Below are 22,696 nucleotides of genomic sequence, written 5' to 3'. Positions count from 1 at the left end.
AAGTTATAAAAATTTGTTATTTACAAAACTTTAATAGCAAATTATTAGCGCTTTCGCAGATGATTTTTATCATCCCAACGATTTATTGATTTTAAGGATTTTACAAAAAACACAGCACTTATGCGTATTATTTTCATGGGCACTCCTGACTTTGCCGTTGCTTCACTTGATGCACTCATTCAATCTGGTGAACAAGTCGTTGCTGTCGTTACAGTACCAGACAAGCCGGCAGGTCGTGGACAAAAGATACATGAATCAGCCGTTAAAGTATACGCTACCCAACACCATATCCCTGTCCTTCAACCGGTCAAACTTCGAGATGAGGCCTTTCTTGCCGAACTCAAAAACTATCAAGCCGATCTTCAGGTTGTGGTGGCATTCCGCATGCTGCCTGAAGTTGTCTGGAATATGCCGAAACATGGCACCATTAACGTCCATGCCTCTTTACTCCCCCAATACCGAGGTGCTGCTCCAATCAATCATGCCATTATGAATGGTGAGCAAGAATCCGGAGTGACTACATTCTTATTGCAACATGAGATTGATACTGGAAATATACTTTTAGCCGAAAAAGTTACAATAAATGAAACTGACACAGCTGGAGATCTCCACGACAACCTGATGGTTGCTGGAGCCAGAACACTCCTTCAGACGATCCAGCAGCTGAAAGGTGGGAATTTACAGCCGAAAAGTCAAGACGATATCGTCCCAACAGAAACGTTGAAACACGCGCCGAAAATTTTTAAAGAAGATTGTAAAATAAATTGGGATCAACATACTGACGTTGTTTATAATTTTATACGCGGACTTAGCCCTTATCCAACAGCATTTACTGTGCTCAATGATAAGGTATTAAAAATATACAAAACAGAAAAAGAGCAAACAGTTACTACTGCTGCACCGGGAACAATAGAGACAGACCAAAAAAGCTATTTAAAGTTTGCGACACAAGATGGCTATATCATGGTATCGGAACTTCAACTGGAAGGCAAGAAGAAAATGAATGTGGTAGACTTTTTGAAAGGCTATAGATTCTAGTTTTTCTCGTCATCTCCATCATAATATTGCAACAAATCACCAGGCTGACAGTCTAGCGCTTTACATATTGCTTCAAGTGTATCTAATCGCAGGGCCTTAGCCTTTTGATTTTTTATGATTGAAAGATTAGAAAGTGTAATCCCTACACTGTCACTCAATTGATTAAGTGACATTTTTTTTTCTTTCATTATTTTATCCAAATGAATTAAGATTGGCATATTATAATTTTTATTCCTTTAAATTTATTTAATGTCTCTTGTAAAACAAAACATATATCTTTTTGTTTTATCATAAAATTATCATTTTAAAATAAATTCAAAGAATAGGTTTTACGTAACATATCTGATATCATTAGATAAATTACTTGAGAATAGAAAAAAATAAAATTTGTTAGCGCTTTAAATATCAATCAGTTGAATATTACAGTCGCAATTGAGAAAGAAAAACAATTTTAAATGGAATAGTTTTTGATAGTGTAAAATGAAGATTCACAAAATCATAACTCATTATAGATGAGAGGTTAGATAATCTATTTTCCATTAATAATTCAAAAATTTTTCGTATTTTCGCAAACATTTCTTAGAGAGGAGAATTAATAAAAATTAATGAGACAGCTCAAAATTACACAATCTATCACCAATCGTGAGTCCCAGTCATTGGACAAATACTTACACGAAATTGGTAAAGTAGACTTAATTACAGCAGAAGAAGAAGTAGAATTAGCACAGCGCATCCGCGAAGGCGACCAAGTTGCCTTGGAAAAATTGACTAAAACCAACCTTCGTTTCGTAGTATCAGTAGCAAAACAATATCAAAATCAAGGATTGACCTTAGGTGATTTAATCAATGAAGGCAACCTGGGCTTAATTAAAGCGGCTAAACGTTTTGACGAAACAAAGGGTTTTAAATTTATTTCTTATGCCGTTTGGTGGATTCGCCAATCTATTCTTCAAGCAATTGCTGAACAATCACGTATCGTACGTCTGCCATTGAACCAAGTAGGTTCTCTAAGCAAAATCAGTAAAGCTTTCTCAAAACTAGAACAAGAATACGAGCGGGAACCATCTCCAGAAGAATTGGCGGATATCCTTGAAACCACCGTTGACAAGGTTTCGGATACCCTAAGTAATTCTGGACGTCATGTATCTATGGATGCACCTTTCGTTCAAGGTGAAGAAAACACACTCTTGGATGTATTGGAAAACCATGACCCAGACACCGATAGTTCTCTAATTGATGAATCTCTATCAGAAGAAATCAAGCGATCATTGGCAACTTTAACAGAAAGAGAACGTGAAATCATCGTTCTATTCTTTGGATTAGGTTCCAACCACCAACTGTCGCTCGAAGAAATCGGTGAGAAATTCAATTTGACACGTGAACGCGTCCGTCAAATTAAAGACAAGGCTCTTCAACGTTTGAGACACACTTCAAGAAGCAAAATCTTAAAATCTTATTTAGGTTAAAAGAGATATTTATTGAAATTTTTGGTAATCCCAATCAGAAATGATTGGGATTTTTTGTGTAATAAAGTTTTTTGTACAATAAAGGCTGCTTGCTTTTCGCAAACAGCCTTTACCCTGCATTGATCCAATATCAATGCTATTCTTTATTTAGAATCTGGCATTAAAATAAATTCGAAAAGCCGATCTTTCTTCAGATATTTTCCAGCTACATCTTGTATTGATTTTGGCGTCACCTTATTCAAATTCTCCATCCGACGTGTATATCTACTGATATCCAAATCATTTTGATAAGAACTTGAAATGTAATTCAGCCAGTAACCATTTTCACGCAAACTCAATTCATTCTGTCTTTTTTGTTCAGCCACAAATTTTTCAATATCCACCTTATCCGCACCTTGATCCTGAATCTTTTTCACTTCATCCAAAGCAGAAGCAATCAAAGCATCAGCTTTATCAACTGCTGAACCAAAGCCAATTGAAAAGGCATAACGTGCTTTAGGTAATTTACCGAAGCTTGCACGGGCACCAACACCATAAACACCACCTTCTTTCTCACGCAGTCGTTCAAGCAATTTGATTGTCAATACACTTTCCAAAGCTTCCATATTGACATTTTCACTTTCACTATAATTATAGTCTCCGTAATAAGCCAATTGGGCACTTGCTTTTTCTTCCTTACCTTTATGAACAACCACACGTTCCCCTTTATTCGGTTCCAGAATATTTAAGTCTTTGTAATTCTCTCCTCGTTTGACCGCAGGAAGGGAAGCAAGATAAGTCTCAATAAACGGTTTAATTTGCGCTTCATCAAATGAACCTACAATGGTGAACACAAAATCTGAAGCATCTGCAAATCGCTCTTTGTAAATTGCCAGTGCACGATCACGGTCGATTTTTGTAAGCGTCTCGACAGTAGCATTTTGTCGACGAACGTTATTCCCATAAAGCACTGCCTTCACTTTATCTGAAAAAACATTATTTGGATCGCTCAATCTATTTTCCAATGACCCTTTTGCCCTTGTCATTGTACTTTGGAAAACGTCACTATCCAAACGAGGCTCTGTAAAATAGCCATAAATCAGCTCAAAAGCATTTTTCAAGCCTTCTTTGTCTGTACTACCTGAAAGTCCCTCATATCGTTCTGAGATATATGGCGAAATCGACACCTCTTTTCCGGCAAGATACTTAGTCAGCTCCACATTGCTCATCTGTCCGACACCGCTCGCATCGACCAATGAAGAGGCATTTGAAGCGGAGAAATAATCAGCATCAGTATACAACGATGTTCCTCCAGGGCTATAGGCCATAATCTGGATTTCGTCATTTTTAAAGTCTGTAGGTTTTAAAATCACCTTCACGCCATTGCTCAAAACCAATTCTTTAGCTTGGACAGCTGTGACATCCTTTGAAGACACAATTGTACCTTTAGTAGGTTCTTTGGAAAGCAAGGGAAGATTGGAAACCTTATCCTCATAAGCAGAAACCGGACTATCTTCGACCGCCTTCACCCATCCCAAAACAGCTTGTTCCGTAGGCAGGTTCGCCTTTTCCTTTTCTGGCCCCATAATTAATATATCACGATTTAAATCCGTGTAATACTTTTTGACCAGGCCATTCACTTCTTCGAGTTTCAATGTAGGCAACAACTGTTTCGTTAAGCTATAAGAAGCTTCATTGCTCAAGGCCGGTTCATTGTCGATAAAATAATTCAGATAACGATTGACATAGCTGTCGGATTTCTTCTTATCCCGCTCGATATACGCCATTTCATTTCCTTTCTTCATATCGGCAAGCGCACGATCCAGTTCGGTCTGCGTGAAACCATATTTTTGAATACGCTCAAATTCAGTCAGCATCGCTTTAAATCCAGACTCCAGTTCACCCGGTTTAGGTACAACCAACAAAGAGAAGGTATTTAAATTCGCCACAAAATCACCGATACTACCACCAGCTTGCATAAAAGGTGGATTCGGTTGCTGCATCAGTTCAGAAAAACGACCAGCAATCATTTGATTGAAAATATTTTTGAGTAATTCATTACGGTAGTCTCCGACAGTCACAACCTTGTCTTTCTCATTTTTAATTAAGACCTGAGCAACAGTATAAGGCAATTCCGGATCCGAAATAGTCAAAAACTGGTTTTTATTCAGTAAATCGACCTTGTACTCTTTGCGTGGAAGCACCTTTTTCGGCATTGTCATATCCGAAAATAATACTTTCACTTTTTCTTCAATTGCTTTGGGATCAATATCACCTACAATAATGAGGGCTTGTAGATCTGGTCGATACCAATCCTGATGAAATTTGCGTATTTCAGTATACGGAAAAGTCTTTAAAATTTCTTCGGTACCAATAGGTAGACGCTTTGAATAAAGGGAGCCGTTAAGTACCATTGGAAAATACTGATCTTGCAGACGCTGTTGCACGCCTCTACCACCACGCTTCTCTTCCAAAATAACACCACGTTCTTTATCAATTTCTTCACCGTCCAATAAGGCGTCCTGTGCCCAATCACGCATGACCTGTAGTCCATTTTTTAGTAATTCCGGATCATCAGATGGGATAGGTAATTGATAGACGGTCTGATCAAAGCTTGTGTAGGCATTCAGATCCGAGCCAAATCGTACACCAGCTTTCTGAAGGTAATTGACAAGTTCATTTTTTGGAAAATGCTTCAAGCCATTAAAGTTCATGTGCTCCAAAAAGTGCGCCAATCCCAGCTGTTTTTCGTTTTCCAGGATTGAACCCGCTTTCATACCCAAATACATGGTAACGCGCCCCTTAGGCTCTGTATTTTTGCGGATAAAATATGTAAATCCATTTTTCAGTTTACCAGTGACAACTTCATTGTCGAAAGGTAACTTTTGGTTTAAGGCCAAACTATCCTGCGATAGAATAGCCCTGGCATGTGCCGTTAAAGTAGTAGGCATTTTTGCCTCTACGCCATAAAATGTAGCCGGAAGCAAAAAGGCTAATGCAAGTGGTTTAATGAATTTCATACAAAAAAATCTCTTTTTTTTTAGTCGGTTATTTTTTGCTAATTGTTTATATTAGGGTAAACGGAACTGGAGACCAATTGTCCCGATAAATAGTAAAATACAGATAAATAATATTTATTAATACCCCCTATGGGATCGAGCGTCTCTTCACTATTGCTCATGGTTTGTAAAAACAAGCCTAAAAATACAGAATATCTTTCGAAAAGAACAATAGTTAATTGTAATTTTGTTGCAAATGGATTTTAGCAACTGGCAGGTCATTAAAAAAGAATTCGAACAATTTCTAAAGTTCGAACGGGGTTTGAGCATTAATTCGATCGAGGCTTACCTCAACGATGTCTCCAAATTCCAGATCTATTGTGAGGACAACGGACTCCTTTTAAACAAAATCGTCAGGAAGGATATTCAGGATTTTCTACAGTGGTTACAGGAGTTCAATATCTCACCGTTCACACAATCCCGCTTGATATCCGGGCTAAAAACCTTTTTTAGTTTTCTGATCATTGAACATGAACTGGATAATAATCCAACAGAATTACTCCAAGCGCCACGCCTGGCACGGAAACTCCCCAGTGTACTGAGTATTCATGAGATCGATCAACTGATAGCTGCTATAGATCTTTCTTCTACGGAGGGACAGCGCAATAAAACAATTATTGAAGTTTTATATGGTTGTGGATTGCGTGTGTCCGAGCTCGTCAATCTCAAGATCTCCAACTTGTTTCTCGACGTAGAATTTATCAAAGTGGAAGGTAAAGGTAGCAAAGAACGACTGATTCCGATTGGACAACAGGCGATCAAACACCTCAGGCTTTATTTGGATTCCATTAGACCACATATCAAGATCAAGAATGGAAATGAGGATTTTGTATTTCTGAACAGAAGAGGTTCGGCTTTGTCCAGGGTGATGATCTTCCTGATCATTAAGGAGCTTGCCCAAAAAATTGGACTAGAAAAGATAATCAGTCCCCATACGTTTAGGCATAGTTTCGCCTCCCACCTCGTTGAAGGTGGTGCAGATTTAAGGGCTGTACAGGATATGTTGGGGCATGAAAGTATTACGACAACCGAAATATATACCCATATTGATCGAGATTACCTCCATTCCATCATCACGCAATACCATCCCAGATCGTAATTTTAGCATAGCGAATCATATTGTTCACCTTTGGACATTCGGATAAGGTGTGCCAAATTTTTCACAGCACGGTCATGCTTCACAACAAAAGGATTGTTTCGATCCCAGACGTATCCCGCTAATATAGCACAGATGCTTCTTTTGACTTCAGGGTTTTCCGGTTGATGGTAAAACAGTTCCTGTAGATTGCCGGTATACCATTCCTGAATGTAAGTGGTAAAAACAGCAATCCCTTCTTTCATATAATCTTCAAACTCCGATTGCCAGTCTACCGTTTCTCCACGCACTTGCCTCAAAGCTAGTTTCGCAGCCAAGATACCGGACTCTGTAGCGAAACACACACCAGAAGAAAATACAGGATCTAGGAATTCAGAGCTATTACCAGTCAATGCATACCCCTTTCCGTACATCTTGCTGACCGCTGTCGAATAATTACTCAATTTGCGCGGTTCAAAAATAAAAGCCAAATCGCCAAAACGCTTCACATAATAATCAGAGCGTTGAATCGCCTTATTCAATGCAACAGTTGTATCTGCACCAAGATTTTCAATAAAGGAAGTTGGCCCTACGATCCCTACAGATGTATTGCCATTGGAAAATGGAATAACCCATAACCAGACCTGCGTTTCCAATATATCAAAAGATATCAAGCTCCCCTCCTGTCCTACTGGTCTGTTTACATCGCTGACATGGCTAAATATCGCCGAATGCGGACTTAGTCTGGAAGGTTGATCCAGATTTAACATACGTGGCAGTACCCGACCATAACCAGAGCAATCGATCAGAAAATTTGCTTTAATGGTTGTTTCTACACCTTCACTGTTACGTACAGTGGTCATAGACATTTCATCCATAAACTGTACATCGATCACTTCGGTTTCAAATTGTAAGTCCACACCTTTTCGGATGAGCTCATTGGCCATTTCCAGATCAAAGTCTGCTCTCGGAATCTGCCATGTCCAATCCCAGCCCGGGGAAAACTTATCAGAGAAATCGAAAATACAGATTTCCTGACCGCATATAAAGCGCGCACCAAATTTCTTTTCAAAACCCATAGCATCCAAGGCGTCAAACAATCCTGCTTCATCAAAGTGATCCATAACCCGTGGAATCAAACTCTCCCCAACCACTATCCTTGGAAATCTGCTCTTTTCAACTACTTTTATTTTCGCCCCCTGTTTTTGCAGATACCCCGCAGCCACTGCTCCTGATGGACCAGCCCCAATGATCAAAATGTCGACCTCTTCAACGTTCATTATACGCTTTGATTAAAAGAAAAAAATATTAATTTCGTCTCTGATTAATAAATGCCAAATCTATTCACAAAAAATAATATAAAAAAAACAATTTCGAGAGTTTTTCAAAATTGCTATCCCATACCCCATGAGCTCACTTGCAAAGCATTTAGATTTAAAACAGTTTGTCCAAATAACCTATAGAAATGAACACTTGGCTATTGATGACGATGTCTGGGAGAAAGTTGATGCTAGTCACGATTTTCTTCTAAAATTTGCCGATAACAAAATAATTTATGGTGTCAATACCGGCTTCGGCCCTATGGCACAGTATAGAATTAAGGACGAGGATAGAATCAAGCTTCAATACAATCTGATCCGCAGCCACGCATCAGGAACAGGGCGGCTCTTAGACCCATTGCAGGTTAAAAGCACGATTTTAGCCCGTTTGAATACACTAACACTGGGTTATTCGGGTGTTCATCGTTCAGCGATCGCATTAATGAAAGAACTCATCAACCGCGACATTACGCCAATCATTTTTGCGCATGGTGGTGTCGGCGCGAGTGGCGATCTTGTACAATTGGCCCATCTGGCATTAGTGTTGATCGGTGAAGGTGAGGTAATCTATAAAAATGAACGTATCCCCACCATGCAAGCCTTTGAAGCAGAGGGGCTCAAACCTATTCAAATTGTACTTCGTGAAGGTTTAGCATTGATCAATGGAACTTCTGTTATGACAGGCATTGGTATCCTAAATTGGAATCAGGCCCAAAAGGCACTATCCTGGTCCATCAAAGCGGCATGCGCTATCAACGAAATTGTGCAGGCATACGATGATCATTTTTCTGAAGCGTTAAATCAAAGTAAAAAACATATTGGACAGCAGCATATCGCAAAGAAAATGCGGGATCACCTTGCTTCCAGCTTATTGATCCGAAAACGCGAAGACCACCTGTACTCAGGTGAAAACCAAGAGGATATCTTCAAAGACAAAGTTCAGGAATATTATTCTATCCGTTGTGTACCGCAGATCTTGGGACCTATTTCAGATACCATTGACAATGTCGCATCTGTACTTGAAAATGAACTCAATTCCGCCAATGACAATCCCATAATTGATGTGGAGAACAAACATGTATATCATGGCGGTAATTTTCATGGTGATTATATTTCACTTGAGATGGATAAGCTCAAACTGGTGATGACCAAAATGACCATGCTGGCTGAAAGACAATTGAATTATCTTTTGAATAGCAAGATCAATGAGATTTTCCCACCTTTTATGAATCTGGGAACCTTGGGACTAAATTTTGGTATGCAGGGTGTACAGTTCACCGCGACCTCCACTACTGCGGAATCTCAGGCCTTAAGTACGTCCATCTATATCCATAGTATTCCCAACAATAACGACAACCAGGATATTGTCAGTATGGGTACAAATGCCGCAATGTCCTGCAGTCAGATTATTGAAAACTCATTTGAAGTATTGGCTATAGAATTTATAACTTTAGCTCAGGCAATTGACAATTTGGGCTGTCAGGAAAAATTAGCAAAAGAAACACTATCTTGGTATATGGACCTTCGTAAATTATTTCCGGTCTTTAAAGAAGATCAAGCGATGTATCCGATTATACAAAAAGTAAAAGACTATCTGATAAATAAAAATGATGATTAAGAAGCTCACCCTTGGCGGACTGTTTATACTATCCTGCTCCATCACATCCGCACAGCAATTAGCTCGGGTCCAAGAAAAAGGACTTATCGGATTTATCAAAAAAGACGGGACATTTCAGATTGCTCCTCAATATAAAGATGCACAGGATCAGTCCGAAGGAAAGATCGCTGTCTACAATGGTAGCAAATGGGGATTTGTAGATAAAGACGCCAATTATATCGTTCAGCCACAATATGATAATGCCCGATCATTCAGTCAGGGAATGGCTATGGTCAAATCCTCGAAAGGTTGGCAATATATCGATTCCTTAGGTCAGGAGATGAAAGCAATTTCCAGTAAACGTGTCTATGAATTCAATGACGGTGTAGCCTTCTACCGTGACGACTCAAACTTGGTCGGGCTTATTAACAATAAACAAGAGGTTGTGCTCGCCCCTACTTATGATGTTATCCGTCCGTTTAAAGGTGGTTATGCCAAAATTGCAAAAAACAAAAAATGGGGTATCATTGACAACCTGGGGAAAGAAATTGTTGCACCTAACTATGATGATATCGGAGACTTCAATGCGGGATTCGTTTGGGCAAAAAAACAAAATAACTGGTATATCGTGTCCGGTCAAACAGAAATCCTTGTGCCGGCTGTTTCAAAAATTGAAAACATAGAAAATCCAGACTTTATTCTTGTTCAACAAGGCAATAAAGTAGGTTTTATGACAGCAGAAGGTAAATGGGCAATTGCAGCGACTTATGATGATGCCCGAAATTTTCAGCATGGTCTAGCGCCTGTGAAAATGAATGGGAAATGGGGATTTGTCGATACCACAGGCAAAATGATTATTCCTGTAGCTTACCATGATGCCTTATCTTTCTCCCCCGAAGGACTTGCTGCTGTCAAAGATGGCAAATGGGGATTTATCGATAGAGCGGGCAAAGTTGTTATTCCTTTTCAATACGACATTACAGCGGCATTGACTTTTAAGAAGCAGGAAAAGGGCTTTATTGACGGGCTTGCCCGTGTCAAACTCAACGGTAAATGGGGATTCATTGATACCAAAGGAAATCTCTTAGGAAATAAGTGGTTTGACAATGCAGAATTATTTCAAAATTAATATACGTACCGAAGGATGAAGTGTGCTTTAGTTACTGGTGGATCTAGAGGAATTGGAAGAGCAATTTGTATTAAACTAGCTCAGGAATTAGGTTATCATGTATTGATTAATTTTCAGCATAATGAGGATGCAGCAAAAGAAACGCTTGCTGGCATTGAGGCGACGGGTGGAACTGGAACTATTTTAAAATTTGATGTGGGAGACCATGCGGCGGTCACCAATGCTCTCTCCCAATGGGAATCCAGTCATCCGGAAGCCGTTATCGAGGTCATTGTCAACAATGCCGGTATAGCCAAGGATGGTTTATTTATGTGGATGTCCAGTGAAGACTGGTCTTCAGTCATTAACACGACTGTAAACGGTTTCTATCATGTCACACAATTTTTCATACAGAAGCTTCTTCGCCAACGTTATGGTCGGATCATCAATATTATTTCAGTCTCTGGCGTCAAGGGAACACCTGGGCAGACCAACTATTCAGCTGCGAAGGCCGCTTTGCTAGGTGCTACCAAAGCATTAGCACAGGAAGTCGCCAAACGGAACATTACCGTCAACGCTGTCGCACCGGGGTTTATCCATAGCGATATGACAGCTAATATGGATGAAAAAGAATTAAAAAAATTGATACCCGCAAATAGATTTGGTGAGCCCGAAGAAGTCGCTGACTTAGTCAGCTTTTTGGCTTCTCCAAAAGCGGGATATATTACAGGTGAGGTGATTAACATAAATGGAGGAGTTTATTCGTAAAGCTATGGAACAACGAGTAGTGATCACGGGTATGGGGATATATTCCTGCTTAGGAACATCTTTGGATGAAGTAAAGCAATCTCTTCAAGCAGGAAAATCGGGTATAATCTTCGATACCGAACGTAAGCAATTTGGGTTTCGCTCAGCACTGACAGGTGCTGTACCCTTGCCTAATTTAAAAAATGAATTAAACCGTCGCCAACGGATGTCCATTGGCGAAGAAACCGAATACGCCTATCTGGCGACGATGGAAGCCTTAAAAAATGCGGCCATTGATGATACTTATCTAGATCAACATGAGATCGGCATCTTATATGGTAATGATTCGGTATCTAAAGCAATCATTGAAGCCGTTGATATTGTCCGCGAGAAAAAAGACACCAGTCTTATCGGTTCGGGGGCAATTTTCAAATCAATGAATTCTACGGTGACCATGAACCTCTCCACCATATTCCGATTGAAAGGAATCAATATGACGATTTCCGCAGCCTGTGCTTCGGGATCTCATTCCTTGGGTCTGGGATTCAATTTAATAAAAAGTGGAATGCAGGACATGATTATATGTGGCGGCGCACAAGAGATCAACAAATATGCAATGGCCAGTTTTGACGGTCTAGGGGTATTTGGAAATGATGCTTTACCAGCGACAACCGTTTCGCGCCCTTTTGACAAAGACCGTTCTGGTTTGGTGCCTTCGGGTGGAGCGGCTACGCTAATTATCGAAAGTTATGAATCAGCGGTACGTCGAGGCGCGCCTATCCTCGCCGAAATACTCGGTTACGGTTTTTCATCCAATGGCGGTCATATCTCTACGCCAAACGTCGACGGCCCAGCTCTAGCTATGCAACGGGCGATTAAACAAGCGGAAATCAGTCCCGCAGATATTGCTTACATCAACGCGCATGCAACATCAACACCTGTAGGTGATGCAAATGAAGCCCAGGCGATCCTGCGTGTATTTGGTGAAAACCAACCTTTTGTCAGTTCTACAAAATCAATGACTGGACACGAATGTTGGATGGCTGGCGCCAGTGAAATCATCTACTCCAATATTATGATGCTAAATGATTTTATTGCCCCAAACATTAATTTCGAAAATCCAGATGAGCATTCGGCCAAATTAAATATTGTTAAGAAGACATTATTTAAAGAATTTGATCTATATTTGTCCAATTCTTTTGGCTTTGGGGGAACTAACTCCGCCTTAGTTATTAAAAAAATTAAAGATTAACTTATAAAAATGATTTCTGAAAAGATTAACGAAATACTTGTTGATGAGTTTGAGGTGGATGTTGACGTAATTCAGCCGAATCTAAATTTAAAAGACACTTTAAATCTGGATAGTTTGGACTATGTCGATCTTGTCGTTATCATTGAGTCCAATTTTGGTGTTAAATTAGTAGAAGCAGATTTTGCGAACATTCAAACCTTTCAAGACTTTTATGATCTTTTAAAACGTAAAACCGGAGAGAACTAAGCCAAACTTTACTGATGAGCCACTGGAAAGGACAATCCAAAGGTAGTGTCTTAGGATATAGAATTTTTGTCTTCTGTATTCAAAAGCTGGGAATCCGCACAGCATATCTGCTGTTGGTATTCGTGGCTTTTTATTATTTTATAACGGCCTGGAATAGCAATCGATCGTTGTACTATTATTTAAGATATCGTCTCCGATATTCCCTTGGGGCAACAGTTACCGGTTTCTACAGAAGCTACTTCACATTCGGTAAAGTACTTATTGACAAAACGGCGATCTCTGCCGGAATGCGCAACAAATTCACTTATGAATTTGATGGGATAGATATATTAAAATCCGCATTGGAAAGGAAAAATGGTGGTATCCTGCTCTCAGCCCATATCGGTAACTTTGAAATTGCATCCTATTTTCTGGAAGATATTAATATTGAAAACCGGATCAACCTGGTAATTTCAGATCGGGAACATCAAGCAATCAAAGCCTATCTATCAAAAGTAGCCCGCAAATCTTCCATAAAATTCATTGTTATCCAAGAAGACCTCTCCCATGTTTTTGCAATAAATGAGGCACTGACCAATAACGAATTGATTGTCTTTACTGGTGATCGCTATATGGAAGGAACCAAAACACTCCGCGCTCAGTTGCTCGGAAAAGAGACCCAATTTCCGGCGGGACCTTTCTTGATTGCCTCCAGACTTAAAGTACCTGTTATTTTCGTATATGTTATGAAAGAGCCCAATCTTCACTATCACTTATATGCGCGGGAAGTTCAAATCAAGCACCGTGATGCCCAAGGCCTGCTACAATCCTATTGCGAATCCCTTTCAACTATGGTCAAAAAACATCCACTTCAATGGTTTAATTTTTTTGATTTTTGGAAAGATTATTCCAAATAAATCCGCTATCCACCAGCATATTATTTATTCTATCGAACAAAAAAAAGTAATGATTAAAAGTTACACGCTTTCAAAAAGCAGAGCGTAATTTGCAAGTACTGCAAAAAAACTATTGCAGTAAAAATTAACACCAAATATCCCTCTCTAAGCCGCATTTCATCCATTATGACGCCTTACAAGCAATTTTGAAGTTCCTGTAATCGCTGATTTTGTCTTTAAATTACTACCTTTGGTGCAACTTTAATATAAATGACAGCAAGCCCATTTCCAATAACCGATAGCATATTATTGCAGGAATTGCTTCCGCATCGTGCCCCTATGATAATGATTGATACCTTATATGATTTTACGGACACTACCGTGCAAGCTGGCTTAACTATTCAGGAAGATAATATTTTTGTTGAAGATGGGATATTCCTCGAAGCTGGTATTTTAGAACATATGGCCCAATCCATTGCTCTACATACTGGTTACAGTTTCTATATCCAGCAAAAGGCTGCTCCAATCGGTTACCTCGGTACAATAAAAAGTATTGCTATTGATTATTTTCCGATGATTGGTGAAGATATATCAACCAGCGCTACAATATTGCAGGAATTTATGGGAGTCACACTTGTCTCAGTAGAGACCTTCATCGGAGATAGACGCATCGCCTATGCCGAGATAAAAAGTGTAATAGCGTCTTAACTATGGCAAAAAACAAATTACCAGAACCAGTTAATCAGGTCAGCTGGACAAGTCCTTTACGTATACGTTTTAATGAAGTCGATTCGTTGGGAATAGTATGGCATGGTCATTATATCAGTTATTTTGAAGATGGCAGAGAATCCTTCGGAATCGAACATGGATTGACTTATCTGGACATTCATCAGCAAGGCTATACCACGCCTATTGTGAAAAGCACCTGCGAGCACAAATTGCCTTTACGGTATGGTGAACATGCACGCATTGAAACCTCCTTGGTTGATTGCAAAGCAGCAAAAATAATCTACCGTTACCGTATTTTAAACAATGACAATCAGATTGTCTGTTTAGGCGAAACAATCCAGGTTTTTTTGGATGCATCCGGAAACCTGCAGTTGTATCTCCCAGAATTTTTTCAACAGTGGAAAAACTCGCTCCATTTTTCCAACAGATGAGAAAGGTATATATAGGCCCTTACAATTGCATATCCCCTTTGGGTTATACACTTGAAGACACATGGAACGCTGTTGTCGAGGGGAAATCAGGTATTACTCTTCAAGAACCTATCGGTGAAATTCCCAATACTTATGCTGCTATAATTGCCAGGGATGAACTCGACAGCTACTTCACAGCGCAACTACAGGATATAAAATTATCCGCGCCTTTCAGTTTCACAAAGCTGGAAAAACTGATGATTTCGGCGCTGTTACCAATAGTCAGAAACCTTGATATTACTACGGAGACCGAATTGATCATTTCCACAACAAAAGGTAATATTGCCCAATGTGATGGCAAAGATAAAGATGGTGCAGCTGCCAGCCTCCCTGCACTCGCACAGCGGATAGCAGACCTATTTGGCTTTAAACGTAACCCTATCGTTATCAGTAATGCCTGTGTTTCGGGTCTACAGGCTATTTCAACAGCTAAAAGACTTATCCAGATAGATTATTGCAAAGATGCTGTCATTGTTGCCGCCGATTTGGTGAGCGAATTTGTCCTTTCGGGATTCCGATCGTTTCAGGCATTGAGTGATGGGATTTGCAGACCCTATGATGAAGACCGAAAAGGCCTGAATCTAGGTGAAGCGGCAGCAGCGCTCTATATCAGCAACCAACCAATTCCAGGCCAAAAGCAACAATTCTATATCGCTGGAGAAGCCTCAATCAATGACGCAAACCATATTTCTGGTCCCTCACGTACGGGAGAAGGCCTGAAGTGTAGCATAGAACGAGCTTTAGCTGAAGCCGCTATCTTACCAGAAGCGGTCGATTTTATCTGCGCCCACGGAACCGCCACAGTATATAACGATGAAATGGAGGCCATAGCACTACATCGTACGAAACTGGCCGACAAACCGATCAATAGCCTGAAAGGCTATTTTGGACATACATTGGGTACTGCTGGACTGATAGAAACCATTCTCTCCCTGGAGAGTTTACGAAATAATATATTATTACCCTGTTTAGGTTATCAAAAACAGGGAACCTCATTGCCGCTGGCGGTGATCACAGAAAAAATTCACAAGCCACTCTCCCACTGCCTGAAAACAGCATCTGGATTTGCGGGCACCAATACGGCAATACTGTTCGAGAAGGAGATCTTATAGATGGAACGTAAATATCATATCAGCAAGCACTGTCGTATTGATCATCATGGTGTACTTTACAATGGCCAACCCTTGTCAGCAGAAATATCAATGGAATTTTCCATCTTTTCGAAGACGTTTTATTATTCGCTGGGAACAACTTATCCCAAGTTTTTTAAAATGGATAATCTCAGCAAATTGGCCTGGCTAGGTGCTGAGCTATTGCTAAAAGAGGAGGTTTCCAAAAATATTGCCATCGTATTATCAAATCGTTCCAGTAGCTACGATACAGATTTAAAGCATATACATACGATCAGCAATACGGAACAATACTACCCAAGTCCTGCAATTTTTGTTTACACCTTACCAAATGTCTGTATCGGTGAGATTGCGATTCGACATCATCTGCAAACGGAGAATATATTTTTTGTTTCGGAGCAGTTTGACAGCCAACTCACAGTAAACTACTGCAATTACCTTTTAAACAACAATAGAGCAGAAAAGGTATTGTGCGGCTGGGTAGAATATTTGGAAGAAAACTATAAATTGGTTTTGTATCTTGTGGAAAAAACGGGCAATTTAGCGCATGATTTAAACGTCGTAAGACAATTAATGTTATAATGGAATGGAAGAATTGAAATCTGAATTAAAAGCAAAGATAATAGAAGCATTAAATCTGGAAGAGATTGCGGTAGAAGACATTGAAAACAATGCTCCTCTGTTTGGGGATGGTCTTGGACTCGATTCGATCGATGCATTGGAACTAACCGTGTTATTGGATAAAGATTATGGCATCAAAGTGACTGATCCAAAAGTTGGAAAGACAATTTTTCAGTCCATTAACACCCTGGCCCACTATATTTCAGAAAATAGAACAAAATAACCCATGAATAATGCGATTGCTGTTACCGGAATGGGAATGATTACCGCTATCGGAGATGACGTAGCGCAAAACTATCATTCATTACTCCGGAAACAGCATGGTATTAAACCACTTCAGCATATTGGGGGGAAACATCAAGCGGGCACCCTTGTTGGTGAAGTCCCTTGGACAAACCAGGAGCTAGTAGAAAAGTTGGGAACTACTGTTCCGAAATACAGCTCACGCACAAGTTTATTGGCCGCCATTGCTGCCAAAGAAGCCCTGACACAAGCAACGATAACAGATCTAGGAAATATACCCGTTATTATGGGCACATCTGTCGCCGGAATGGATATTTTCGAACAATACTTTCCACATTTAAATAGCGATAGAACGCTCATACAAAGAAGAGATGTGGGAGATTCGGCGTCTGTGCTTTCAAAATTACTGGGTGGTAATGGTTTTGCTACAGCGATCAGCACAGCATGTTCTTCGGCGGCCAATGCGATTAGTTTTGGAGCCCGTTTATTACTTTCAGGTCGTGCAGAACGTGTTTTGGTTGGCGGTTCAGATGCTTTATCGCGGTTTACAATCAATGGATTTGACAGCTTGATGCTCCTATCTGACAAGCCTAATCGACCATTCGACCGGAATAGAAACGGATTAAATCTCGGTGAGGGTGCAGGATTTCTGGTACTGGAGTCTGCTAAAGCATTAGAAAAAATACCTAAGCCTTTATTAGGTTACCTTACGGGATTCGCCAATGCGAATGATGCTTTTCATCAAACAGCTACCTCAGACAGCGGTGAAGGGGCTTATTTAGCGATGAAAGAAGCTTTAACAATAAGCCGGTTGGCTCCTGATGCAATTGATTACATCAATGCACATGGAACAGCAACAGAAAATAATGACCGAACTGAGGCGATTGCCATACAGCGTATATTCGGGGACAATGTTCCTTCTTTTAGTTCAACAAAAGCTTATACAGGCCATACATTAGGGGCCTCCGCTGGTATAGAGGCGATTTATGCCTTACTGGCAATCCAACATCAATTGGCTTTTGCCAATTTAAGGTTTGAAACAGCAATGGAACAACCCGCACTACAGCCAGTAACCGATCATCGATCATCCTCCATCAAACATGTCCTCAGCAACTCTTTTGGATTTGGCGGAAATTGCTCAACTTTAATTTTTTCCGATGCAGAAAGTTTATATTAATGGTAGCAGCGTCGCTGTCATTAACTCAGCTCAGCTGGATACTACAGAACAGTGGATAAAGATCAACTTACCAAAAATAGATGGCGCGGTAATTCCCCCAGCTGCCACAAGACGCATGTCTAAGGCCGTAAAAATGGGCATTATCTGCGGGATAGAAGCGATGCGGCAAGCGGACTGCCCCAATCCTGATGGTATATTGGTCGGTACAGGTAAAGGCTGCCTGGTTGATTCCGACAAATTTCTAAAAGCGATCATTGAACAAAAAGAGGATTTTTTATCTCCTACAGCCTTTATCCAGTCTACCCATAATACCGTCGCAGGGCAAATTGCATTACTGACCAAAAATTCAGGTTATAATATGACCTATTCTCAAGGTCGAATATCCTTTGAATCCGCCGCATTAGACGCCTATATCCAGCTTACAATGAATGAACACGTGTCGCTATTGGTCGGTGCCGTTGACGAGCTCTCAGATATTAGCATTGAAATAAACCAAGCAATCGACAAAGATCAGATAAACGATACAAACGACATTCAAACAGAAGGTGCTGGTTTCTTTGTATTTTCCAATCAAAAAGACAGCCACACCCTCGGCGAATTAAAGGATATCGACATCTATCGTAATACGGCTGATCATACATCAGAAAAACAAATCGGCGAATTTCTTAAAAGAAACCAGCTGACTATAAATCAAATAGACACCATTATCTATAGTTCAACAACAGTAGAAGCCTCCTTTAGCACCGGATCACCAATATTGGAGAAAATCAACAAAATAAAGTATAATTCTCAAACCGGAATATTCGACACCGACATTGTGTTTGCTTTTGATCTGGCTTTAAAACGACTGAACGATCAAACCTTTTCAACATCGATCAGTCTAAATGAAGGTAAAATACAATATGATCGAAATATTCTTATCTGTAATTTTGGAGAACAAAACAGTTTAATGCTGTTATCAAGATGCTAAATTTTAGAAATACAACATACGGATGCATTGCACTACTTTTAATGGCAATATTACTATGGAAAGAATATCAGCTCTATTATCCATTCCCTGTTGTATTGCTACTATATATCGGCACCTTATCCTGGGGGGCTTTTGACCTCCGGTTGAATTTCTTTATGCACTCCACCTGTGACCGTAAGACAAGTACGAATCAAATCGCCATCACCTTTGATGATGGTCCTAGCCCCTATACGCTGGAAATTCTGGATTTATTAGATCAGTACGGTGTTAAAGCCAGTTTTTTTTGTATCGGCTCGCAGGTACTCAAATATCCCGAAATAGCAAAACAAATCGTTATGCGGGGACATGTCATCGCCAACCATAGTATGAATCATCCTAATTCGATCGGTTTCTTTTCCAGTGACAGCGTTGCTGTCGAAATGAAACATGCAAATCAGGCGATTGAGAAAATAACAGGAAAGAAAACATTGCTGTATAGACCGCCATTTGGTGTCAGTAATCCGCATATTGCAAAAGCACTAGGCTATTGCGCAATGACATCGATCGGCTGGAGTATCCGCTCTTTGGATACCCTAAATCGAGATGAAAATAAAATTTTCAAACGCATAAAGAAAAGACTCCGCCCCGGTAAGATCATTTTGTTGCATGATACATCCCAAAAAACGGTCCATGTTGTTAAAAGTTTATTGATAGAATTACAGACAAACAAACTAGAAGCGTTAAATTTAGAAGATTTTTTAAATCAAAAAGTATATGAAAACTAAGCTCATTCTACTCATTATTTGTTTATTTCATTTTGCTTACACAAAAGCGCAAGAAGAAGCCATGTCCAATGCTGAGATCAGCAACTTCAAACAAACGGTAGTAGCCGAAGCGCAAAAAATTAAAACATTAAAAACAGACTTTGTGCAATACAAGCACCTGGATTTTTTGTCGAAGGAAATTACGTCCAGCGGATCAATGCTCCTAAAAAATCCAAATAAATTATTGTGGAAATATAATAAGCCCATTCAATATGGGATTCTTTTCAAAGACAATAAAGTGCTCATAAATGATCAGGGCAAGAAGAATAAAGTGGATCTGGGCAACAATAAGAAATTTGAGAAAATCAATAAAATGATCATTGGTAGTATCAGCGGCGATCTTTTTTCGGCAAATGATTTCAATATCACATTTTATAAAAATAAAAACCAGCGGATTGCAAAATTATCGCCCAAAACCAAAGAATTGTCCACTTATATACAGACAGTTATTCTTTATTTTAATAATCAGCAGCTCACGGTATCTGAAGTACAATTAATAGAACCATCTAAAGATTACACAAAAATTGTTTTCAAAAACAAACAGATCAATCAGCCCATCGATGATGCGTCATTTAGCTTTTAGTACACTACTCCTATTGCTCCTAACCGGCTGTAGAGTATACTACCCAAACCATACACAGCAGGATTACAAACAAGCGGATACAGTTATTCAGAACCCTTATTTTGCAGATCTAAATGATGAACGTCTCTATCGGGCAACGATCCGCTTTTATAAAAAAGAGTTCTCGGGTATGTTTGTGGCTAAAAGAATAAATCAGCAGGAACACCGCATTGTGCTTACCTCTGACCTAGGGAATACACTCTTTGATATGACGATTGCCAAGGATAAGCATCAGGTCAACTATATCATGCAGGATCTCAACAAAAAGATCATCATCAATACGCTTGTTAAAGACTTTAGGACCTTAACACAAGTGAATTACCCAATTACATACCAAGATTCATCTTCGCGACAATTTTTAAGCACAATGGATGGGAAGCGATATTTTTTGGATCTAAACGACCAGGGGAAATTAGCCAAAATTGAAACCGCATCTAAATATAAACCAAAACTCAAAATCCAATTGAGCACTGATTCCATCGGCAAACTCGATAAGTTTAGTATGCAGCATCATGGTATCAAGTTGCAAATGGATTTTGTAAATATTCCATTTTAACTGACTTGATACACAACTCAGCTTACGAAAAATAAATAAAGCTGTATATTTGGGACATGGTTTTAGCAGACTTTTATAAGATACATGGACGTCGATTGAGTGCAGATGGAAAACACTTGTTGGAAATAAGTCTTAATCCGAATCATTCTATTTTTAATGGACATTTTCCGGACAGACCGGTTACACCGGGGGTATGCATGTTACAGATCATTAAAAATATAAGTGAAGATTTACTTCAATCAAAGCTGCGTATGAGCGCCGCAAAAAACATTCGTTTTTATGCGATCATAGATCCTTTCGTTCATCCAAATCTAAGTTTAGAGTTAGCAATCAAAGAAGCTGATACCATCCAGATCAAAGCCAATTGCTCTTTTGACGAAACTATCGCATTAAAAATGGAGCTCTTTTTTCATCGCTATACTCATTCCATTTAAATAGCTATGTTAAATTCGCAACCTATCCCTGAAATGGCGATCCCAGCAGATGTATGTGTACTAATTCCTACATACAACAATGCAAAAACTTTGCAGCGGGTTCTGGATGGTGTATTGTTATACACCGCACAGGTCATCGTCATCAACGATGGTTCAACAGATGCTACAGCCGAAATTTTGGCAAAGTATCCATCCATTGAGATACAGCATCTTGATAAAAACTCGGGTAAGGGAAAGGCATTGCGAATAGGTTTTGAATTGGCCAGAAAACAAGGTTTTCACTATGCGATAACAATAGATTCAGATGGGCAGCATTTCCCCGATGATCTTCCAACATTTATTAATGCCCTTGACCAGAGTGATGGTCGGGTTCTATTGATTGGTGAACGTCAGATGGATCAGGCCGGAATACCAAAAAAAAGTAGCTTTGGTAATAAGTTTTCAAACTTCTGGTTTTGGTTTGAAACGGGCATCAAGCTCGCAGACACGCAATCTGGATATCGTTTATATCCGCTGGACCTCATACCTAAAAAACTATTTACCAATAAGTTTGAACTCGAAATTGAAGTAATTGTTCGCTCAGCATGGAAGGGTGTTAACGTAAAAAATGTACCCATTAAAATACTTTACGACCCCTCGGAGAGAGTTTCCCATTTTCGACCATTTAAAGACTTCACCCGAATCAGTATACTTAATACATTCCTGGTATTGATCAGCCTACTTTATATATTCCCGAGAAATGCTTTCCAAAGTTTCAAAAAAAAAAGCTTTAAGCAATTTCTAAAAGAAGACATTCTAGGCACCAATGATTCGGATCTAATTAAATCTATCTCCATCGCATTGGGTGTATTTATCGGCATTGCTCCAGTCTGGGGGTTTCAGTCTTTTCTGTCCATCTTTCTCGCTTCCATTTTTAGGCTTAACAAAGGACTCTGCTTTGCCTTTTCAAATGTCAGTATTCCGCCTATGATACCATTGATCATTTGGGGATCTATACAGACCGGCAAACTGATCATTCCGAATGCCAGACCGCTGCGAGATTATAGCAATATTGATTTCCAATCCATATCTGAGCACTTTCTACAATATCTCTTTGGCAGTCTTGCTCTAGCCCTGTTTACCGCTGTTCTATTTGGACTTTCATCATTTACTCTATTAAGGTTAAATCAACGACGTTAAT

24 protein-coding genes are annotated in these 22,696 nt (G+C 39.6%); 21 read left to right on the top strand and 3 right to left on the bottom strand.

Going from position 1 to position 22,696, the window contains the following annotated elements; genetic code table 11:
• Positions 1-120: 120 nt before the first annotated feature.
• Positions 121-1,038: a methionyl-tRNA formyltransferase gene (gene fmt / locus M2408_RS08170; RefSeq protein WP_259180719.1), complete on the top strand. Its 918-nt coding sequence runs from the start codon at positions 121-123 to the stop codon at positions 1,036-1,038.
• Here fmt and M2408_RS08165 read toward each other — a convergent pair.
• Positions 1,035-1,256: a helix-turn-helix transcriptional regulator gene (locus tag M2408_RS08165; protein ID WP_120260837.1), complete on the bottom strand. Its 222-nt coding sequence runs from the start codon at positions 1,254-1,256 to the stop codon at positions 1,035-1,037. The genes fmt and M2408_RS08165 overlap by 4 nt on opposite strands.
• 387 nt (positions 1,257-1,643) lie before the next feature.
• Here M2408_RS08165 and M2408_RS08160 point away from each other — a divergent pair, with 387 nt between their 5' ends.
• On the top strand, positions 1,644-2,504 hold the full coding sequence (locus M2408_RS08160; RefSeq protein WP_028068906.1) for an RNA polymerase sigma factor RpoD/SigA: 861 nt from the start codon (positions 1,644-1,646) through the stop codon (positions 2,502-2,504).
• Positions 2,505-2,647: 143 nt separating this feature from the next.
• On the opposite strand, the gene M2408_RS08155 is transcribed toward M2408_RS08160, so the two are convergent.
• Positions 2,648-5,503, bottom strand: a complete 2,856-nt coding sequence (locus tag M2408_RS08155) for a pitrilysin family protein (RefSeq protein ID WP_259180706.1) — start codon at positions 5,501-5,503, stop codon at positions 2,648-2,650.
• A gap of 235 nt (positions 5,504-5,738) precedes the next feature.
• On the opposite strand from M2408_RS08155, the gene xerD reads away from it, so the two are divergent.
• On the top strand, positions 5,739-6,641 hold the full coding sequence (gene xerD, locus M2408_RS08150) for a site-specific tyrosine recombinase XerD (protein WP_259180704.1): 903 nt from the start codon (positions 5,739-5,741) through the stop codon (positions 6,639-6,641).
• Positions 6,642-6,643: 2 nt separating this feature from the next.
• Here the strand turns inward: xerD and M2408_RS08145 are convergent, their stop codons facing one another.
• Positions 6,644-7,897, bottom strand: a complete 1,254-nt coding sequence (locus M2408_RS08145) for an NAD(P)/FAD-dependent oxidoreductase (RefSeq protein WP_259180702.1) — start codon at positions 7,895-7,897, stop codon at positions 6,644-6,646.
• Positions 7,898-8,024: 127 nt separating this feature from the next.
• Here M2408_RS08145 and hutH point away from each other — a divergent pair, with 127 nt between their 5' ends.
• From hutH to M2408_RS08055, 18 genes are all read left to right on the top strand, one after another.
• A complete protein-coding gene (gene hutH / locus M2408_RS08140; RefSeq protein ID WP_223582635.1) occupies positions 8,025-9,554 on the top strand; it encodes a histidine ammonia-lyase in 1,530 nt (509 codons plus the stop codon).
• Complete coding sequence (locus tag M2408_RS08135; protein ID WP_259180700.1) at positions 9,544-10,662, top strand: WG repeat-containing protein; 1,119 nt, start codon at positions 9,544-9,546, stop codon at positions 10,660-10,662. Before hutH ends, M2408_RS08135 begins: the two co-directional genes overlap by 11 nt.
• A gap of 15 nt (positions 10,663-10,677) precedes the next feature.
• A complete protein-coding gene (gene fabG / locus M2408_RS08130; RefSeq protein WP_259180699.1) occupies positions 10,678-11,409 on the top strand; it encodes a 3-oxoacyl-ACP reductase FabG in 732 nt (243 codons plus the stop codon).
• Between the two features lie 4 nt (positions 11,410-11,413).
• On the top strand, positions 11,414-12,640 hold the full coding sequence (locus M2408_RS08125) for a beta-ketoacyl synthase (RefSeq protein ID WP_259180697.1): 1,227 nt from the start codon (positions 11,414-11,416) through the stop codon (positions 12,638-12,640).
• Positions 12,641-12,649: 9 nt separating this feature from the next.
• Positions 12,650-12,886 (top strand): acyl carrier protein, encoded by a 237-nt coding sequence (locus tag M2408_RS08120; protein WP_223582631.1) that lies wholly within the window; start codon positions 12,650-12,652, stop codon positions 12,884-12,886.
• A 14-nt stretch (positions 12,887-12,900) separates the two neighbouring features.
• Positions 12,901-13,782 (top strand): hypothetical protein, encoded by an 882-nt coding sequence (locus M2408_RS08115; RefSeq protein WP_259180695.1) that lies wholly within the window; start codon positions 12,901-12,903, stop codon positions 13,780-13,782.
• Positions 13,783-14,031: 249 nt separating this feature from the next.
• On the top strand, positions 14,032-14,469 hold the full coding sequence (locus M2408_RS08110; RefSeq protein WP_223582629.1) for a hypothetical protein: 438 nt from the start codon (positions 14,032-14,034) through the stop codon (positions 14,467-14,469).
• 2 nt (positions 14,470-14,471) lie between these two features.
• Positions 14,472-14,921, top strand: a complete 450-nt coding sequence (locus tag M2408_RS08105; RefSeq protein WP_259180691.1) for a thioesterase family protein — start codon at positions 14,472-14,474, stop codon at positions 14,919-14,921.
• Positions 14,918-16,072 (top strand): beta-ketoacyl synthase N-terminal-like domain-containing protein, encoded by a 1,155-nt coding sequence (locus M2408_RS08100; protein ID WP_259180688.1) that lies wholly within the window; start codon positions 14,918-14,920, stop codon positions 16,070-16,072. The genes M2408_RS08105 and M2408_RS08100 overlap by 4 nt, the downstream gene beginning before the upstream one ends.
• Positions 16,073-16,672 (top strand): hypothetical protein, encoded by a 600-nt coding sequence (locus M2408_RS08095; protein ID WP_259180687.1) that lies wholly within the window; start codon positions 16,073-16,075, stop codon positions 16,670-16,672.
• A 4-nt stretch (positions 16,673-16,676) separates the two neighbouring features.
• Positions 16,677-16,934, top strand: a complete 258-nt coding sequence (locus M2408_RS08090; RefSeq protein ID WP_259180686.1) for a phosphopantetheine-binding protein — start codon at positions 16,677-16,679, stop codon at positions 16,932-16,934.
• Between the two features lie 3 nt (positions 16,935-16,937).
• Entirely contained in the window at positions 16,938-18,131 is a 1,194-nt protein-coding gene (locus M2408_RS08085; RefSeq protein ID WP_259180684.1) for a beta-ketoacyl synthase, read from the top strand.
• Entirely contained in the window at positions 18,112-19,101 is a 990-nt protein-coding gene (locus tag M2408_RS08080; protein WP_259180683.1) for a beta-ketoacyl synthase chain length factor, read from the top strand. Before M2408_RS08085 ends, M2408_RS08080 begins: the two co-directional genes overlap by 20 nt.
• Positions 19,102-19,142: 41 nt before the next feature.
• Positions 19,143-19,865, top strand: coding sequence for a polysaccharide deacetylase family protein (locus tag M2408_RS08075; protein WP_259180682.1), 723 nt, complete (start codon positions 19,143-19,145; stop codon positions 19,863-19,865).
• Positions 19,855-20,487, top strand: coding sequence for an outer membrane lipoprotein carrier protein LolA (locus M2408_RS08070; protein ID WP_259180681.1), 633 nt, complete (start codon positions 19,855-19,857; stop codon positions 20,485-20,487). Before M2408_RS08075 ends, M2408_RS08070 begins: the two co-directional genes overlap by 11 nt.
• Positions 20,465-21,082 (top strand): hypothetical protein, encoded by a 618-nt coding sequence (locus tag M2408_RS08065; RefSeq protein ID WP_259180680.1) that lies wholly within the window; start codon positions 20,465-20,467, stop codon positions 21,080-21,082. The genes M2408_RS08070 and M2408_RS08065 overlap by 23 nt, the downstream gene beginning before the upstream one ends.
• Positions 21,083-21,138: 56 nt before the next feature.
• Positions 21,139-21,516, top strand: coding sequence for a hypothetical protein (locus tag M2408_RS08060; protein WP_259180677.1), 378 nt, complete (start codon positions 21,139-21,141; stop codon positions 21,514-21,516).
• A 6-nt stretch (positions 21,517-21,522) separates the two neighbouring features.
• Positions 21,523-22,695, top strand: coding sequence for a DUF2062 domain-containing protein (locus M2408_RS08055; RefSeq protein WP_259180675.1), 1,173 nt, complete (start codon positions 21,523-21,525; stop codon positions 22,693-22,695).
• Position 22,696 lies beyond the last annotated feature (1 nt).

Origin of the sequence: Sphingobacterium sp. BIGb0165 (genome assembly GCF_024810095.1) — a bacterium.
GTDB lineage: Bacteria > Bacteroidota > Bacteroidia > Sphingobacteriales > Sphingobacteriaceae > Sphingobacterium > Sphingobacterium detergens.
The sequence above is the reverse complement of the archived record's forward strand: the minus strand, read 5'-3'. Positions and strand labels throughout refer to the sequence as shown.